Annotated in this window: 15 protein-coding genes; 4 read left to right on the top strand and 11 right to left on the bottom strand. The window is 41.8% G+C overall.

Features of this window, described 5'->3' with window-relative positions; translation table 11 throughout:
- The 5 genes from L6I86_RS34140 to L6I86_RS34160 form a co-directional block, all read right to left on the bottom strand.
- Nucleotides 1–746: ABC transporter permease (locus L6I86_RS34140; protein WP_236293259.1), on the bottom strand; the 746-nt coding region annotated here is incomplete at its 3' end.
- 12 nt (nt 747–758) lie between these two features.
- Complete coding sequence (locus L6I86_RS34145; RefSeq protein WP_236293261.1) at nt 759–1697, bottom strand: GDP-mannose 4,6-dehydratase; 939 nt, start codon at nt 1695–1697, stop codon at nt 759–761.
- An 11-nt stretch (nt 1698–1708) separates the two neighbouring features.
- Entirely contained in the window at nt 1709–2680 is a 972-nt protein-coding gene (gene gmd, locus L6I86_RS34150; RefSeq protein WP_236293262.1) for a GDP-mannose 4,6-dehydratase, read from the bottom strand.
- Between the two features lie 22 nt (nt 2681–2702).
- Entirely contained in the window at nt 2703–3779 is a 1077-nt protein-coding gene (locus L6I86_RS34155) for a mannose-1-phosphate guanylyltransferase (protein ID WP_236293265.1), read from the bottom strand.
- A 66-nt stretch (nt 3780–3845) separates the two neighbouring features.
- Nucleotides 3846–5039, bottom strand: a complete 1194-nt coding sequence (locus L6I86_RS34160) for a glycosyltransferase (protein WP_236293267.1) — start codon at nt 5037–5039, stop codon at nt 3846–3848.
- Nucleotides 5040–5319: 280 nt separating this feature from the next.
- Between L6I86_RS34160 and cysC the strand changes: the two genes are divergently transcribed.
- Together cysC and L6I86_RS34170 are read left to right on the top strand one after the other, a co-directional pair.
- Nucleotides 5320–5931, top strand: coding sequence for an adenylyl-sulfate kinase (gene cysC / locus L6I86_RS34165; RefSeq protein ID WP_236293269.1), 612 nt, complete (start codon nt 5320–5322; stop codon nt 5929–5931).
- A 93-nt stretch (nt 5932–6024) separates the two neighbouring features.
- A complete protein-coding gene (locus L6I86_RS34170) occupies nt 6025–8550 on the top strand; it encodes an O-antigen ligase family protein (protein ID WP_236293271.1) in 2526 nt (841 codons plus the stop codon).
- 100 nt (nt 8551–8650) lie between these two features.
- Here the strand turns inward: L6I86_RS34170 and L6I86_RS34175 are convergent, their stop codons facing one another.
- Together L6I86_RS34175 and L6I86_RS34180 are read right to left on the bottom strand one after the other, a co-directional pair.
- Nucleotides 8651–11614 carry a DEAD/DEAH box helicase gene (locus L6I86_RS34175; protein ID WP_236293272.1) on the bottom strand — a complete coding sequence of 988 codons (2964 nt, stop codon included), beginning with the start codon at nt 11612–11614 and terminating at the stop codon, nt 8651–8653.
- Nucleotides 11615–11634: 20 nt separating this feature from the next.
- Nucleotides 11635–13209, bottom strand: coding sequence for an SWIM zinc finger family protein (locus L6I86_RS34180; protein WP_236293273.1), 1575 nt, complete (start codon nt 13207–13209; stop codon nt 11635–11637).
- A gap of 645 nt (nt 13210–13854) precedes the next feature.
- On the opposite strand from L6I86_RS34180, the gene L6I86_RS34185 reads away from it, so the two are divergent.
- A complete protein-coding gene (locus L6I86_RS34185) occupies nt 13855–14115 on the top strand; it encodes a hypothetical protein (protein ID WP_236293274.1) in 261 nt (86 codons plus the stop codon).
- Between the two features lie 17 nt (nt 14116–14132).
- Entirely contained in the window at nt 14133–14411 is a 279-nt protein-coding gene (locus L6I86_RS34190; RefSeq protein ID WP_236293275.1) for a hypothetical protein, read from the top strand.
- A 158-nt stretch (nt 14412–14569) separates the two neighbouring features.
- On the opposite strand, the gene groL is transcribed toward L6I86_RS34190, so the two are convergent.
- The 4 genes from groL to tatA form a co-directional block, all read right to left on the bottom strand.
- On the bottom strand, nt 14570–16198 hold the full coding sequence (groL, locus tag L6I86_RS34195; protein ID WP_056608544.1) for a chaperonin GroEL: 1629 nt from the start codon (nt 16196–16198) through the stop codon (nt 14570–14572).
- A 75-nt stretch (nt 16199–16273) separates the two neighbouring features.
- The gene (groES, locus tag L6I86_RS34200) at nt 16274–16555 is read right to left on the bottom strand and encodes a co-chaperone GroES (RefSeq protein WP_028553854.1); all 282 of its coding nucleotides are present in this window, start codon (nt 16553–16555) and stop codon (nt 16274–16276) included.
- Nucleotides 16556–16798: 243 nt separating this feature from the next.
- Nucleotides 16799–17539 carry a twin-arginine translocase subunit TatC gene (tatC, locus tag L6I86_RS34205; protein WP_420851967.1) on the bottom strand — a complete coding sequence of 247 codons (741 nt, stop codon included), beginning with the start codon at nt 17537–17539 and terminating at the stop codon, nt 16799–16801.
- A gap of 87 nt (nt 17540–17626) precedes the next feature.
- Nucleotides 17627–18160, bottom strand: a complete 534-nt coding sequence (tatA, locus tag L6I86_RS35780; protein ID WP_276574932.1) for a twin-arginine translocase TatA/TatE family subunit — start codon at nt 18158–18160, stop codon at nt 17627–17629.
- Nucleotides 18161–18198 lie beyond the last annotated feature (38 nt).

Genomic DNA, 18198 nt, shown 5'->3' on the forward strand with positions numbered 1-18198 from the left:
TTTATAAAATAATAATGCGAGAGCGCTAATAATAAAATAGAGATAATTCCGATGATTAATAGTAGTATTCCGTTCGGAGACTCTTTGTAGTAAAAGACAGAACGATATGAAGAAATTAAAATAGCCATTGGATTCCAGTTATAAAACCAAAGATATTTATCAGGAATCATGGAAAGTGGATACATGACAGGAGTTAAATAAAGAAGCGCACTTAGGAAAATGTTCAACATATGCTCCATATCTCTAAAAAACACTGTTAATGCTGCGACAAAGAACGAGATAGCTAAAGTAAAAATTAATTGAATGATTATCAAAACTGGCAGCCATAAATAATTAATATTTGGATAATATCCATATATAATTAGTGCGGGGATCAAAACAACTAGCCCAAAAAGATAATTTAATAGCCCACCTAAAACAACTGAGATTGGCATAATCTCATGTGGAAAATACACCTTTTTAATTAAATTACCTGAATTCACAATTATTGACGAGCTAGTTTGAACAGTCGACTGGAAGAATATCCAAGATAGTAAAGTACAAAACAGAAATATTGGGTAATTATCCACTGGCATTTTCAAAATAATTGAAAATAACGTTGAATAAACAATTAGCATAAGAAGAGGATTTAGCAATGTCCATAAAAAACCAAAGAAGGACCCTTTATATCTTGTTCTGAGGTCCTTCAATACATTGTTCTTTAAAAATTCTCTATACTTATAAATCTCTTTCCATTGGTGTAACATCGTTGGACCACCTTATTTTTTACGTATGAACTCAAGTACATCTTCTAATGTAGTATCAATTGCTATCTCTGGCTTCCATCCAGTTAATTGATGAATCTTGTTATTAGTTCCAATATACAATGGAATATCAATTGGTCTTAGTTTATTAGGATCAACTATGACTTCAATCTGTTGATGTGAGAATGCTAATAATTTCTCAAGTATACTTTCTATGGTAATTGGAACTCCTGAACATACATTGTATATCTCACCATAAGTAGTCGTAGCCGTTGTTAACAATAAATAATAAGCTCTAACGATATCCCTGACATCGGTAAAGTCCCTTTGAGCTCCAAGATTGCCAACACGAATTATATTATTAGCGATTCCTTTTTCTATATTTACTATTTGCGAAGTAAAATCAGTTACAACAAAACCTAATTTTTGCCCTGGTCCAATATGATTAAAGGGCCTGACATGAACAACTTTTAAACCATACGCTTCATAATATTGTTTTGCAAAATATGAAACGGATGCTTTAGAAATACCATATGGATTAGTCGGTTTTAAACTAACCGTTTCATCAATCGGTAGAGTCATATCATTGACCCTACCATATTCTTCAGACGATCCTATCGTTACAATTCTAACTTTATCACTTACCTTGCTCTTCCTTACTGCTTCAAGCAGATTTATTGTTAGATTAACATTGGTATGAAATGTACTCACTTTCGAATCCCATGAATCTTTAACGTTACTTTGACCCGCCAAATGATAGATATGGTCTGGTTGAATTTCATCGAGTAAATTAATAATATTTTGTTCACTCGATAAATTATTTGTGAAGATATTTGGATCCATACTAAGACTACCTTGGCTAGTAGTCCCGAATACTTCCACGCCTTGTGAAAGAAGATAATTAGCTAAATGCTTTCCAACAAACCCAGATATCCCTGTGATTAAAGCTCTCACTTCAGCACCCTCTATCTCAAGCTCTTTTGGATTCTTTCAAGATCACTTTCAACCATCATCGTTATCAATTGTTTAAAACCAACTTCTAATTCCCAACCTAATTTTTCTTTTGCTTTTGAATGATCACCTAGTAATAAATCTACTTCAGCTGGACGAACGAATTTTTGATCAATAACAATGTGATCTTGCCAATTTAATCCTACATGTCCAAATGCTATATCAACTAATTCCTCAACTGTGTGAGTTTCACCAGTAGATATTACATAATCATCTGGCGTTTCTTGTTGAAGCATAAGGTGCATGGCCTTGACGTAATCTCCTGCGAATCCCCAATCTCGTTTCGCGTCTAGGTTACCCATACGAAGTTCTTTCTGTAGTCCAAGCTTAATGCGTGCAACTGCATCTGTTACTTTACGGGTAACAAATTCGACTCCTCTTCTCGGAGACTCATGGTTAAATAAAATCCCTGAGCAAGCATACATATCAAAACTTTCACGATAGTTAACTGTGATCCAATGTCCGTACACTTTAGCAACCCCATATGGACTACGCGGGTAAAATGGTGTCGTTTCTTTTTGCGGTGTTTCCACTACTTTCCCAAACATTTCACTACTAGACGCCTGATAGAACCGAGCTTCCGGCTTCACAATTCTAACAGCTTCCAGAATATTGGTAACACCAATTCCAGTTGACTGTCCGGTTAATACAGGCTGAATCCATGAGGTCCCCACAAAAGATTGCGCCGCGAGGTTGTAAACTTCATCTGGATTAGAGATACGAACAGCATTAATTAATGAACTCAAATCAAGTAAATCACCATCAATAAATTCAATATCATTCTTAATGTGTTCAATGTTCTCCATAATTGGTACACTTGTCCTACGTCTCAAGCCAAATACTTTATAACCTTTTTCTAACAAAAGTTCTGCTAAGTAAGATCCATCTTGCCCTGTAATTCCTGTAATTAGTGCATTCTTAGTCATATTTTTTCTTTTCCTCCTGGCATTATAAATACTTCTCTAATTTTTGAGTTCTAAGTTCTTTGAGCAATGTTTTTACTTCTTGTGCCTTATCTTTCGAACAAATTAAAATAACATCTTCGGTGTCTACAATAATTAAGTCTTGAACCCCTAAAGTTGCAATTAGTTTACCATTGCTTTCAATAATACAATCTTTCGTATCCAGATTAAGAATGTTTCCTTTAATAACATTACCGTTATCATCTTTTGAGTTGATCCGCTCTAGGGCTGTCCAACTCCCGACATCATCCCAACCAAAGATACAAGGTATAACATATATGTTATCCACCTTTTCCATAATGCCATAATCGATTGATTGATCTGGCATTAGAGGGAATAATTTTTTGATGGTTTCATTCCGATTCTCTGTTAGAAAAGATAACTTCATATCTTCAAGAATTTGGTGCATTTCTGGCATTAATTTTTTTATATATGTTTGAATTACTTTATTCCTCCAAACAAAAATACCACTATTCCAAAAGTAATTCCCCTGTTCAATATAGGATTGAGCAGTACCAATATTAGGCTTTTCAACGAATTTACTAACTTTATGAACCTCTAGACTATTTAATTCCCTTATTTCTTTAGTGCTTTCGATATATCCATAACCTGTCTCTGGATATGAAGGTTCAATTCCTAATGTCACTAAGTTATTATCTTCAGAAGATACCTCAATTGCTGTTTTTAAAATATGTACAAAACCATCTTCATTTTCAATGATATGATCTGATGGCAATACAATCATAGTGCTCTCTGGAAATTTTTGTTCAATTATTATAGAGGCTAAACCAACACAAGGAGCTGTATTACGCCCAATTGGCTCAATGATAATATTGTCCAAAGGTAAGTCCGGAACTTGAATATGAATAAGCTCAGCGTACAACTCATTTGTTACAATGAATATTTGAGAAATATCAATTAATTTTCTTAATCTATCAATTGTATGTTGAATCATTGATTTGCTGCCTGATATGTTAAGGAATTGCTTTGGTAGGTTTGTTCTACTTTTGGGCCAAAATCTTTCTCCCTTACCACCAGCCATGATTACCGCTGTAACTGTCAAAATAAAACCTCCAAATACTAAACCCAGAACAAAAACACTGTTAGGTTCCATTTTTTTGTTTATTGATTATAACAAGTTTAAATATTTTAGTCTTTTGGTCATCATTTCACCAATAACTGTTGGCGAGTAATTCTCCTTGATGTATTTCTCACCAAGTAACGATATTTTTTTATTAAACGTTCCATCTGAAACTAATAATTTCATGTAGTAGCTCGCATGTTCAATATCAGGATCTGCCCAATACTGATAGGCTTGGTATGGTCCTTGGTCTGTTCCGACTCTTACTAAATTATAATTAACTAAACATGAGTTAGTACTGGTCATAAAATCAGTATTCGATGACCAGTTTGTGCCAATTACAGGCTTTCCTAAATACATTGCTTCAGCTAAACCAAGTCCAAATCCTTCACTACGATGGAGGGAAATATAACTATCCGTACTATTAATTAATGCATTTGTAGCATCTCTGCTTAAAATATCTTTAATAATGTAAATATTCTTGTAGTCATTAGTCATGTCGTATACCGACTGTAATTCTCGTAAATTACTATTTGCATTGTTTAATTTCACCACGAGACCAACACTGCTATCATCCGGACGAAATGCCATTTTAAAAGCTTCAATTGAAGCTTTTGGATTTTTTCTTTCTTGATAACTTTTTACATCGTACATAGTTAAAAATAAAAATGCTTGCTCTGGGAGTGAAAATTCTTTCCGTGAGATTTGTTTTATTATTTTAACCTCAATTCCATGAGGTATCTTCACGACTGGCACTGGGCTTTTCATAGAAATAGAATTTGCAACAAAATCCGAAGGAACCCAAACTTCATTTACGAAATTAAAGCCCTCAATCCACTCATCAGGAAAATCTGGTAACTCCCAGTGCCAGTAACCGATATTAAACTTGTCCTTGAAGATACTGCTGCCGTAATGGGCATAGACTTCCATCATTTGCTCAGCATTGATGTGGAATATATTCACATTATGAATCGGTGCTTTTATTTCCTTATGAATCCAAGACTGATCAGCCATTCTAGAACTATTGGTACCTTCAAAGTTGATTATCCCAAATGGATAATCAACTGATGCTAAACTTCTAGCCGCTAGTCGACATGATTCACCTATACCCATTTCTGCACGCGCATATCCTAATAAATTTATTCCTTTTGTTTGTTCAAGAAGATTTCCAACATCATGCTGAAGATTTTTCTCTAAAGGAAATGCTAACTTAAGCAGTTTTTTTTTGAATTTTGTTCCCACGGTTCCCGGTAAAATAGGTTTTATGAAAGACTTACCTGCTACCGCAAGTCTGTATAATATTCTATAAAGTGATTTGATATCGTCTCACCACCGTTCAAAATATATTAAAAAGTGTTCATCCCGGAATATATCAGAGCAATTCTATCAAAATTAACATTTGATTACTACCATTAACCTAGCTATGGAAAGATTTCCTTCTATAGTTACTTCAGAGTTTTAGTAAATATATTAGTATGCTATAGTACAAATTATATTTTAAAAATTTGATTGGAGTATACTCATGAATAATAATTTACCACAAGTTTTTTGGCACCAGCCGAAATTAACTATTAACAATAGAAGAATTCTTAATCAACATAAAAGCTGTGTAATATGGCTTACCGGGCTTTCTGCTTCTGGAAAATCCACATTAGCTAATGAACTAGACAAATATTTGTATAACCAAAGTATTCGGTCCTATGTCCTTGATGGAGACAATGTAAGACATGGTTTAAATAAAGACCTCGGTTTTTCTCCCGAAGACCGAAAAGAAAACATCCGCAGAATTTGTGAGGTTGCACAACTATTTGTCGATGCTGGTCTAATCACCATTGCAGCATTTATCTCACCCTATCTTGAAGATAGAAAAACGGTACGTGCAATGTTCCCTCTCGGGGAATTCATTGAAGTCTATGTGAAATGCTCGGTTGAAGAATGTGAGCGTAGAGATCCAAAAGGATTATATAAAATGGCTAGAACTAATCAATTAAAAGAATTCACAGGTATTTCTGCTCCATATGAAATTTCCGAGAATCCTGAGTTAACTATTGAGACAGATAAACAGTCTGTTGAGTCTTCTATACTACAACTTGCTGAATATTTAAAAACACATGGATATTTGCAAAGTATCTAGAACCTCTTAAATTTGAAGTTCTTTTTTATTTGGAAACCCTCTTCCAGTATGCTAAAATAAAGTCGAACTTTAGCGAAGAAGGAGATATCTGGAATGAATGCAAGTAAGAATGCCTACGCGGCTTCGCGTGCAAAATCGAATGGAACAATAACGACGGATAAAAGCTCTGTCATCTTCTGGGTATTAGCTGTGTTTATGGGCCTATTTATGTTCTGGGCACCTTTTCAAAGGGCGCTGTTTAATGGCGGTACATTTGAGTTTGAGCGAAGCATTTACTCCGCTTCCGTGTGGTCCTCCGTCATCCTTTTACTTGTTGCGATTCTAGCGTTATTTGTCTTTAAGCTTCAAGAAAAGAAAGATATCCTTACCATTCTCGTCTTCATCATGCCGCTTACTTATGTTATTTCGTTGTCGAATTCGGCATCTCACTATTTGGCAACAAATATGGTTTACATCCAAATGCTGTATGCAACCTTCTTCATTTTAGGTGTATTTTTGACAAAAAACAAGTTCGGTGTGTCGATTGTTTCCCAACTATTCATGATCTCAGGATATTTCATCGTGTTATTCGGACTTTTCTATTGGTTAGGCAACAAAACTTTCGCAGGTCACCTTGTTGGTTGGTTTGCACTCATGGATGGAACGTCTAATCTTTATCGTGACGCAGTCATGACAGACTCAAATGGACTACGTCTCACCTCGGTCTTCCAATATGCTAACACGTATGCAGCTTTCTTAATTACGATAACGCTTAGTTCATTATTCTTCATCATAAAATCTCGTAAATGGTACGTAGTTCTTATTCATGCATTTTTACTAATTCCTACAATCGTCTCGTTCTGGCTTACTTTATCTCGTGGGGCCATCGTAGTTATCCCTGTCGTTTTCCTCATCATGATGTTCTTCTTCCGAATGAGCCGTCAGATCCTAGCGTTGGTACAACTAGGACTAGCCTTTATCACTTCGCTTGTTATTTTAGAGAAGGTGACGGATATTGGCATTGGACTACAGAAACAATTCAGCGCTTCAGAATCTTGGCATGGATGGTGGATTCTACTACTAGCCTCCTTAGTTTTCGCTGGACTGTCTGTCGCTATTCAACGCTTTGGTGAGCCATGGTTGGAGCGCATAACAGCTCGATTTGACGCCAAGAAGTATGCAACCTTTATTCTCCCGATCGCAGCTGTCTTGATTGGTGTGGTTGGCGCCATTCTTATCCTAAGTGACACTGGATTTAAGAACATTCTTCCCGAGAACGTAAAAACACGTGTAGAAAATATCAACTTCCAACAGCACAGTGTGTTGGAGCGTGGAACGTTTTATAAAGATGCTGTTAAGCTATGGTCCGACTATCCGATCATTGGTGCTGGTGGCGGTGCCTGGGCTTCCCTTTATGAAAAGTATCAGAATAATCCCTACACAAGTCGTCAGGCCCATAACTTTGCTCTGCAATATTTGGTTGAAGCCGGTGCGCTTGGGTTCCTAGCTTTTATCGGATTTGTCATTGCCGTTAGTTGGATCTATATCCGGAGCTACATTAGAAGCTCTCAGGAAAAGCGAGACTTACACTTCCTATTTTTCATTATCATGATTTCACTATTGGTCCACAGTATGATCGACTTTGATTTGAGTTATGTGTACTTAGGTGCGATTCTATTCCTCGCTCTAGGCGGTATGTTGAGCAACAGCTCCTCAGGTGAGCTGCGGTTGAAGTCGAAATCAGCTGTTATTCACAAGATATTCCCTGCAAGTATTGCGGTACTATCGCTTGTGATGTTCTTCATCTCAGCTCAGCTTCTTTCAGCCAACGGTTCCTACAAACAATCTATTGAAGTTATAAAAACAAGTAAAGATTACAATCAGATTGTGAAACCTCTTGATAAAGCTATTTCGTTACATCCTGGTCATCCAGATTATTTGTTAACAGGTCAAGTTAGTCGAATAGGCGTCCTTCTTCAGGTGTATAATCAAATGCAAAAGGAAAACCCGAATGATCCTACGAAGAGTGAGCCATTTTTCAATCAAGCCCAAGACTTAATGAGTCAGCTTTTGAAAAAAGAGCCCCATAACCGTGTAGTGGCCATGCAACAGCTAAATATGCTTCTCATCAAAGGTAATAAACAAGGGGCTTTGGAGTGGTCAAACACCCAAATTCCAAACTATCCTTGGTATATGGATATGTATGAGAAAAGTATCTCACTGAATATTGAGCTAGCAGGAGAAGCCAATGCCAAAGGCAATGCACAGGAGTTCAACTCGAGATTAGACAGTGCCCTAGTCACTTATAAAGATGTTCTCACTCGTATTGACTCCTTAAAAAACTTGCCTAAAGAACAAGCACAAGGACGTGAATTCGCAGTCACACCATCGATGGCACTCAACATTGGCCAAATCAGCTATATGCGCGGCGACTATAAGAATGCAGTTGCACTGATTCAACCACATATGACTGACAATATGGACGACCAAGTGAACCGCCTATTAGTCCGCTGGTATCTTGCCATTTTGCAGAAGCAAGGTACGCCAGATCAAGCATTGATGAACAAGTTAATTGCGAAGGATCCGACTGAGAAGCAAAGTGTTGATGCGATTGTTGCGGCGGTTTTTCCAGCTAAATAGAGAGGGTGCCACAGAGATGTGGCGCCTTTTTTGTCCCTAGGAAAGCAAAAAAGGCTACAACCATCAATGATGGATAGCCTCTCTTGTTAAAAACTCGATCTCACTTCTCAATCCACTCACGCCTTAATGCAAAAAGCTCGCGCAGCTCGCTTGTTGACATCTCCGTGACCCAGTTCTCGCCGGTGTCCACGATTTGGTCACTGAGGCCTTGCTTACGCTCGATCATCTCGTCGATTCGCTCTTCGAGCGTGCCGAGAGTAACAAACTTGTGCACCTGCACGTTGCGCGTTTGCCCGATGCGGAAAGCACGATCCGTGGCCTGATTCTCCACGGCCGGATTCCACCAGCGGTCGTAGTGGAACACATGATTCGCCGCTGTCAGGTTCAACCCCGTTCCTCCCGCTTTAAGCGAGAGGATAAAGATGTGGCAACGCTCCTCCGCGGGGAGCGTCGCGTCCTGGAAGCGCGCGATCATCGCATCGCGCTTCACTGCACTTACACCCCCGTGCAAGAACTGCACGGGCTCCCCCAGCGCCTGCGCAAGCGTAGCCTGCAGCAGGTGGCCCATCTCGACGAACTGGGTAAAGATGAGGCAGCTGCCTCCTTCGCTCCTGAGTTCGTCGATCATTTCAACCAACCGCTCCAGCTTCGCTGAGCGTGCTCTCACATCAGCCGCGGCGACGAGTGCGCCGCGCCTCTCTCGCGCTCCCGCCCCCCCAATCTCCTTCAAAAACAAACCCGGATGATCGCAAATCTGCTTCAACTTCATCAGCGAAGTAAGAATGAGTCCCTTCTTCTCTATCCCGCTGGATTCCTCAATCTTCTCCATCAAGCTTTGCACAACATTCTCATATAACGCCCCTTGCTCTGTAGTAAGACGCACAAATGTCCTGCCCTCGTACTTATCCGGCAAATCCAGCTGAATCGCTGGATCTTTCTTAAGCCGTCTCAACAGGAAAGGCCTTATCAAACGCTGTACGCGCCCCTTCAATTCCATCGCGCCATCCCCATTTTTCTCGATTGGTCCTACATACTGTCGGTTAAAATGGGTCAACGTCCCCAGGTATCCTGGGTTCACAAAGTCAAAAATTGACCACAACTCGGTCAATCGATTCTCAATCGGGGTACCCGTCAACGCAATACGCTGACCGGCTTCTAGCTTACGAATCGCCTGCGACTGCTTCGTATACGCATTCTTGATATTTTGCGCCTCATCCAAGCAGAGCGTATCCCACGAAATGCTAGACAACTCCTCTTCATCGAGTTGCGCGAGATTATACGACGTTATCACCAGATCAGCATCTCCAAGCGATGCTTCAAAAGTTTCCCCTTTTGCCCGCTGCGCACCATAATGGAGTTGAATCTGAAGCGTCGGCGCGAATCGCGCAAGCTCCTTCTGCCAGTTGCCAAGCACAGAGGTCGGACATATAAGCAAGGAGGGTTTTGATTTTGAATTTGATTTCACCTTCAATAAATAAGCAATAAACTGAATCGTCTTCCCCAGTCCCATATCATCCGCCAAACACCCGCCTAGCCCCATACTACGCAGGAAAAGGAGCCACGACACCCCGTGCACCTGGTAAGGCCTCAGCTCAGCGTGCAAGCCATCAATCCGCTCAACGAGTGGAATAGGCTTGGTCTGAACCAACTGTTTTATCAAACCGCGCAGATGAGTATTGAGTTCTATGTTGACCTCCAAAGGTTTAGCCCTCTCATCATCCTCCACCGCGAGACCCTCATCATCTTCTGTTAGATGCATTTCCAACACATCCCGGAAGGACAGCCCCTTCTTCCGTTCAACCCGCTTCATTGCATCGCGAATTTGTTCCAAATGCGCAGGATCCAATTGCACCCATTTACCTCGGATATAGATCAAGCGCTTCTTTTCCAACGCCAACTGCCCAAATTCCTCCTCAGACAAATCTACGCCGCCTAGCGCCACACGCCAATCAAACTGCACGATCTGATCCATGCCAAACATGGCTTTACGCGTAGAACCCACGGAGCTTTTGATCTTCGCCTTTAACTGAGGACGACCCATCTTCTGAATCTCTTCCCACCATGATGGTAAAAAGATGGAAATTCCCGCCGCCACAAGCTGTAGACTCGATTCGGTTAGGAATGTCCACGCTGCTTCATCTGACAATTGCTCGATGATTTTGCCTGGTTGATAGTCGCTCTCAAGCTCTGGCAGCATCCGCAAAATACGTTTCGTTTGTTCATGAAGATGATCAGCGATATCTGATTGCCAAGCAAGAGGTATATAACCAACTAGCGCATTTCCTGTGGAACTAAATTCAACGAATCGGTTCGCATCCCGACGATCCTGTGCGATGAAACGTAGACGCCAATCCGCTGCGTTATCCTTAGCCGTTGTCGTCCCGTCGACATATGTCTCAGCGTAGGGTTCAACGAGCTGTACACAGATGCGGTATGGCGCATCATCCTGTATCCAACCAATCGCTAAGAGCCAGTCTTCTTCCTGCATCCAAAACGATTCAGACAGCAAAGCCTCGAACCCCTGCGCGTTAACCTGCAGCAGCTTATGCTCTTGAACTAATCCATTCCACAACGAAGATAGCTCGAAATCCGCTTCAGTCTCTAGCATTTCTTCAACTATTCGGCTAAACCAGCTCTGCCAAAAACTTTCTGGGAAAGCCCCGTCGCACAGCTCTCTAAACCTCTCAGCCTGTCCCACCGGCACCTTAAACTTCCAGCCATTTTTCCCCTCGCGCCAAAGCTCATAGGACGGCAAATACCAGCCAGCATCGATTGCTTCACTTAGAAAGTTCGCCCCTTTTTGCAGCTCCGTAAAACCCTCTTCCCAAGTTAAACTGCTATGTAGGAGTACTCCTGGTTCTAGCAAATAATCCAAAGCCATAGCAGGAGACAGCAGAATCGCATCCCCATAAGGAATTCGAGTTACTTCCAGCCCAGTCCCATAGAATGATCGCTCATGCCAAGCAAATAGCAGCTTGCGCAGCATATATCCAGGAACTGCGTTTGCTTGCTCTGTTTCTCCATACAGGGCAAAACTCCCCGAAGGCAGCCTTTGAATTCTCATATGAATCGGTGCCAAAGTCATCATGGTATCAAATTCCCTTTCCGCAATTCCTCCGTGAAGGCGCGATACCGAGCGTATTGTTTCACGATTTGCTCCAAGTACGCTTCGAAACGAGGGGTTAGCTTCAGCTTTTTATAAGCAGCCGCTAATTTCTTCAGCAGTTTTATAGCTTGTATATAATCGGGACGATTTTTCCCTTGTATGAATGCTTCAATGGCGTGATGATAGATCGGCAGGAGGAAGCGAACATTCGCCTTCTCAACGAGTTTTAGCTGCGCTCCATCAATGTGTTCCGTAGTTAGACCCAGAAGAAGACAAAGATCTGCCCATTCCTGGTACTCGCCTTTTGAAAGTAGGAATTTCGCATAGTGATCATAGCTTGCAGGTAAAAGCGAAATCATGACGTCCCGCTGCTCTTTCTCAACATTTCTCTGTTCCGCTGCCAAACGCCAGTAATGCAAAAATTCATCCGCATATACGCGCTCGTTCCACGCCATCTTCGGCTTTAACCACCGCAACCAGGTCAACAAACGATCCCACTGACTCTCAAAAACAAATCCATTCAAATAATCGAACCAATAATCTGGCTCAATTTCAAACATCCCATTATCTGCTCGTTCCCAGGCATTTTCATCCTCACTTCGGCTAATATCCAAATGAATAGAACCGAGAGTAGCGACTTGATGTGCTTGTTGACTCGCTCGCGGATCCGCAAGCACCTGCCTAAACCTAGCCTTTTCTGCCTCCAGCATGCCCTTATCCTGAAATAACTGTGACCATAACAGCTTATACAAATCAAGCCAATCATACAGATACAAGCCTGATCCATTCTCGCAAATGTCAGCTAAATAAGCCGATAAATCCTTCATATGTTCACCGTACTGCTTAAATGCCTTGTTAACATCTAACACGTGAAGAATCGCTTCCAACTGCTCACGGGCATGCTTCAAGACACGTTTGACATAATAGTTCGTATTTTGATAAAAATCATAGGTGATCGCCTTCGAACCCGCCATCGTATCGCATAACTGAATGACATACAGCGACACTTGAATATCATACACACCTCGAATGGTCGGCTCCCACGTATCAGCAAGTTTATTGAGCTCACGCCACGCACGCATACAAACTTCCTCGAGGCTAAATGCATTATAAATTTTGGCATTGCCATATTGTTTATGAAAATAAGTCAGCCACATTTCGCAGCTATCCGTCGGCTCTGGCAGCCTAGTTGTAGACTTAGATTTCTGTGGAATTTTCTGATCTACCTGCGCCATCTTCATTTTACCAAACCGGAATTCCTCCGGATCATATCCCGCTTGCTTCGCCACTTCAAACAGTACCGCAGCCATATGCTTACAATAATAACCGTAGGGACACGTGCAGCCACTCTTTGTGAAGCTCTTGAGATCCAAGGTAACCTTGTACCTATTGGTTCCGTCCACTCTAGCTTTTATAATCGAGGTACCTTCAACTTGAATATCCCTTACAACACCTTCATTGAAATAGGCCCAACCTCTCGCGATGATCACTTTATCGAATTTAGGACGTATCCGTTCTATCCAAAACGGCCAATCAATTACTAACTCTTGCATGTGTCTATCCCCCGTTACCAATCAACATCATTCCCTTATTATATAATTAACTCCCCTAACAAAAAAACACCCCCCGCCAGAATCATCGAATGATTCTTAGCGAGAAGTGCTTATCTGTTACTTCCTGAGCATACCTTGATGTGGATGTGGGTGAGTTCCGCAATACTCATCGGTTTCAGTACATGTATACACGTGCTCATAAACCGGTACGCAGTGATGGCGATTTACAATTTGGATTGGATGAATGACTTGAACCTTTTGTGGGTGATAGAAATCTCTAACAACTCTTTCTGGATCTGTCATTATCGGGTCAGCAGGTGGACACTGAAATTGGTTTCCTTGATTTGGTTGTAAAGCCATGAATGCGTCAACTCCTCTGTTAGTATGAGATAGTATACGCCTAACCCTAGTCCAGAGAGTGTACCAATGCCTATCTTTCGCATAAATGGGCGGATGCGCGTGGGCCAAGCAGACAAATGTCCAAGCATACTGGCGGTAGCCAGGCTATGTGGCGATTACCTAGGAGTAAACAAAAGTGAATTTAGGTTATCGTTCACAGTGTGGTAATTACGCTGTATAATTATGAACAAAAGCTTGTCATACTTTGACATGAAGCTAAAGTGATCTTAAGAAGAGGTGATGGATATGGAAGAATTACTGCATAAAATAATGGTGCAACTTGAAACCATGGACACTCGACTAAAGGGCGTCGACACCAGACTAGAAAACGTGGAAACAAAAATTGATCGTATTCAGCTAACTTTAGACTCACATCATCTCGAAAATATCGAATCTGACAACCGTCTCCTTGAAGCAATTCACACAACTAATGATCGTTTAGACTTTCAAAGGGACAAGATCTCCAAAATCGAGGAAGATGTATACTTACTAAAACAAAAACATTAGGAAAGGAAGGTACCTTCATGAACGAGCAATTATTAATACAAATTCTGGAAGAAATAAAAGAAATCAAAGCCGAACAAAAGCAAACGAATGAGCGCTTAAATTCGATAGAAGCTTTCGTATCTGACATACCTCTAACTAGACAAGCCGTTCTAGAAACGCGAGAAGATGTCAAGCAACTGGAAGCTGTTCAAAGACATTTAGTGACAGAACATCATACATTCGCCCATCATTTTAATGTCATCGATAAGCAACTTGTTGATCACGCAATTGAAATCGACAAGTTAAAAAACAGATAACTCCAACTCCGCAGCCCCAATGGGCTTTTTATTTTCCCTAAAAAAGAACACATGTTCTCATTCAGTGATTAAATACTAGAATTGTGATTTAAACCAACAAAAAAAAGACCCCCGAAGGAGTCTTTCTCTCTGCATGCGCAGAAGCTCTGACGAGCTTCTTACATCATGCCACCCATACCGCCCATGCCGCCCATATCAGGCATACCTGGTTTGCTTGCTTCTGGTTTATCAGCGATAACCGCTTCTGTTGTCAAGAACATAGCTGCAACAGATGCTGCGTTTTGAAGTGCGGAACGTGTTACTTTCGCAGGGTCAACGATACCAGCTTCGAACATGTTTACCCATTGTCCAGTTGCTGCATTGTAGCCGATGCCTACTTTTTCGTTTTTCAAGCGCTCAACGATAACGGAGCCTTCTTGACCAGCGTTAGCTGCGATTGTGCGAACTGGTTCTTCAAGGGAACGAAGGATGATGTTAACACCCGTTTGCTCGTCACCAGTTGCTACTACCTTCGCTACTGCGTTGTATACGTTAACTAGGGCAGTACCACCACCAGAAACGATACCTTCTTCAACTGCTGCACGAGTCGCGTTCAAAGCATCTTCGATGCGAAGTTTGCGCTCTTTCAATTCAGTTTCAGTCGCTGCGCCAACTTTGATAACAGCTACGCCGCCAGAAAGTTTAGCCAAACGCTCTTGCAATTTTTCTTTATCGAAGTCGGAAGTTGTTTCTTCCAATTGGGAACGAATTTGTGTAACGCGAGCCTTGATATCTTGTGGGTTACCAGCACCATCAACGATGATTGTGTTTTCTTTGGTAACACGGATTTGACGAGCACTACCCAATTGATCAGGAGTAGTGGATTTCAGATCCAATCCAAGCTCTTCTGTAATCACTTGGCCACCTGTTAGAGCAGCGATATCACCCAACATCGCTTTACGACGGTCACCGAAACCTGGAGCTTTAACAGCTACGCAAGTGAATGTACCACGAAGTCTGTTAACAACAAGCGTAGCTTGCGCTTCGCCTTCAACATCTTCAGCGATGATCAGAAGTTGTTTACCGGATTGAACCACTTTTTCAAGAACAGGCAAGATTTCTTGGATGTTCGAGATTTTTTTGTCAGTGATCAAGATGTACGGGTTGTCCAGAACTGCTTCCATTTTATCCGTATCTGTGATCATGTATGGGGATGTGTACCCACGGTCGAATTGCATACCTTCTACAACCTCAAGCTCCGTCAAGAAGCCTTTGGATTCTTCAACTGTGATAACACCGTCTTTACCTACTTTTTCCATAGCTTCAGCGATCAATTCGCCTACTTCTTCGTCAGCAGCAGAGATTGCCGCTACTTGTGCGATGGATTGTTTGCCTTCGATTGGCTTCGCGATAGCTTGAAGCTCTTCTACAGCCGCTTTAACAGCTTTCTCGATACCTTTGCGGATAACCATTGGGTTAGCGCCTGCAGTAACGTTTTTCAGACCTTCACGGATCATAGCTTGTGCAAGAACCGTTGCAGTTGTTGTACCGTCACCAGCAACATCGTTCGTTTTGGTAGCAACTTCTTTAACAAGTTGAGCTCCCATGTTTTCGAAAGCATCTTCAAGCTCGATTTCTTTCGCGATAGTAACACCATCGTTAGTGATCAATGGGCTACCAAATTTTTTCTCAAGAACTACGTTACGGCCTTTTGGACCTAGTGTTACTTTAACGGCATTCGCCAAAGCATCTACCCCGCGAAGCATCGCGCGGCGTGCGTCTTCACTGAACTTAATTTCTTTTGCCACGATAGGAAACCTCCTCTAATTAAAAACCTAGATAAATTGTTAATAACGTAAAGCCGATCTATATGCTGCTCTAACTTAGGCTAATACAGCGAGGATGTCGCTTTCGCGCAAGATCAACAGTTCGCGGCCTTCGTATTTCACTTCAGTTCCAGCGTATTTGGAGAAAATGATGCGGTCGCCTTCGCTTACTTCAAGCGGAACACGTACGCCATCTTTCAACGCGCCTGCGCCAACGGCTACAACTTTACCTTCTTGTGGTTTTTCTTTAGCTGTATCTGGCAGCACGATGCCACTTGCTGTAGTCTCCTCTTTCGCAACGGCTTCAATGATAACTCGATCACCTAACGGTCTGATCATGGAAAAATAGCCTCCTTTAGAAAATTGGTCTTGGGTATATTTCTTTGTTATTAGCACTCGAATGTGTTTAGTGCTAACAACACCTCTTATGATACTCATTCTGGGAGTAATTTGCAAGTCCTTTTACACATTTTTCATTCTTATCGACACCCCCCTCATTCTACCCAAATGATAACCAAATATTCCCTCTATGCATGAAAAAAAATAGCCCACCATGAAGGCGGACTGTGTTCAATCATTTCGTCATTTAGGACCAAACTCCAGTTCCCAAGCGGCATCGTTCGCAAGCTGTTTGCGATAAATGAAGCCTGACATGAAGACACTGAATTCATATAGAATAATGAGCGGTACTGCAACTAATATCGCTGAAATCGCATCCGGCGGCGTAATAACGGTCGCAAGAATGACCATCAGCATGTAGGCATATCTTCTAAACTTATGCAGGCGCTTCGGATTCAGGAGCTTAATCTTCGTGAGAAACATCACCACGATCGGCATCTCAAACACACAAGCCAGCGGAAGAATGATGTTAAACATAAAGGTAAAATACTGCGCAGCACCGTACATCTCTGTAATTTCTAGACTCTTACTAATTGACGAAGTAAAATAAAACGCCATTGGAAAGACAACCCAATACCCGAAAGACAGTCCCAACAGAAAGAGCAAAAATGCGTAGGGTACGTAGAGGAGCGAAGCCTTCTGCTCCGTCTCCCGCAGGCCTGGCTTAACGAACGCCCATATATGGTACAGAATAACGGGTAATGTGATAAGAAGACCGACAGCTAAACCAAAATTCATATACAAACGCAAGGCATCCCAAGGGGAGAACACATTCCAACCGATGCCATCTGCTGGCGGGATACTTTTGAGATACCGAATGATAGGTTTAGCAGCAACGAGCCCACCCACCATACCAATGACCAGAACAACTAAGATCCACATGATTCGCTTGCGAAGCTCGCCAAGGTGCTCTACAAGAGACATTTCTTCATTCTTCAACCGATTTCACCTACCTAATCTAGTGCATACAGCCTGCAGGCTGAACCACTTCTTAATCTGCGTGACAAAAAACTAATCCGGTAACCTTCGGGAATTGCCAGTATTGCCTGACTGCTGCGCTGGCGCCGGGGTAGGGGCCGAGGCTTGTGCAGGAGCGGAGGACAACACATCGCTTGCTGCTTGTGGAGCTACAGCATCAACGGCCGTCCCAGTAACATGGACAACCTCTGAAGACTTGTTAGAGACGAACGTCACAGCAGGCTTCACGGTAGGTGAGCTCGTTGATTCGATCTCCACTTTACTATCAGCTACAGCGTCCATCGCGCCTTGTTCTGACCGCGACGGTGTAAGAGTAGGCTCAGAAACGCCATCAGCTGCAACCATGGTAGCAGCCTCCACAGGTGTAACCGGGTCAGGTACAACGGGTGTTTTGGATGCTAACGGTGCTTTAGGCTCGTCACTCATCAGTTCATTCGTCGCTTGCTTGAAATCTCTTAACGTCTTACCAAGCATTCTGCCAATCTCTGGGAGCTTTTGTGGACCGAAGATGACAAGTGCAACGACCGCAATCAATAAGAGCTCGGTAAATCCTATATTTTGAAACATGGACTTCATCTCCATTATGTGTTGCGTTATGAATACAG

The sequence above is a fragment of the Paenibacillus allorhizoplanae genome, from assembly GCF_927798215.1.
Lineage (GTDB): Bacteria > Bacillota > Bacilli > Paenibacillales > NBRC-103111 > Paenibacillus_E > Paenibacillus_E allorhizoplanae.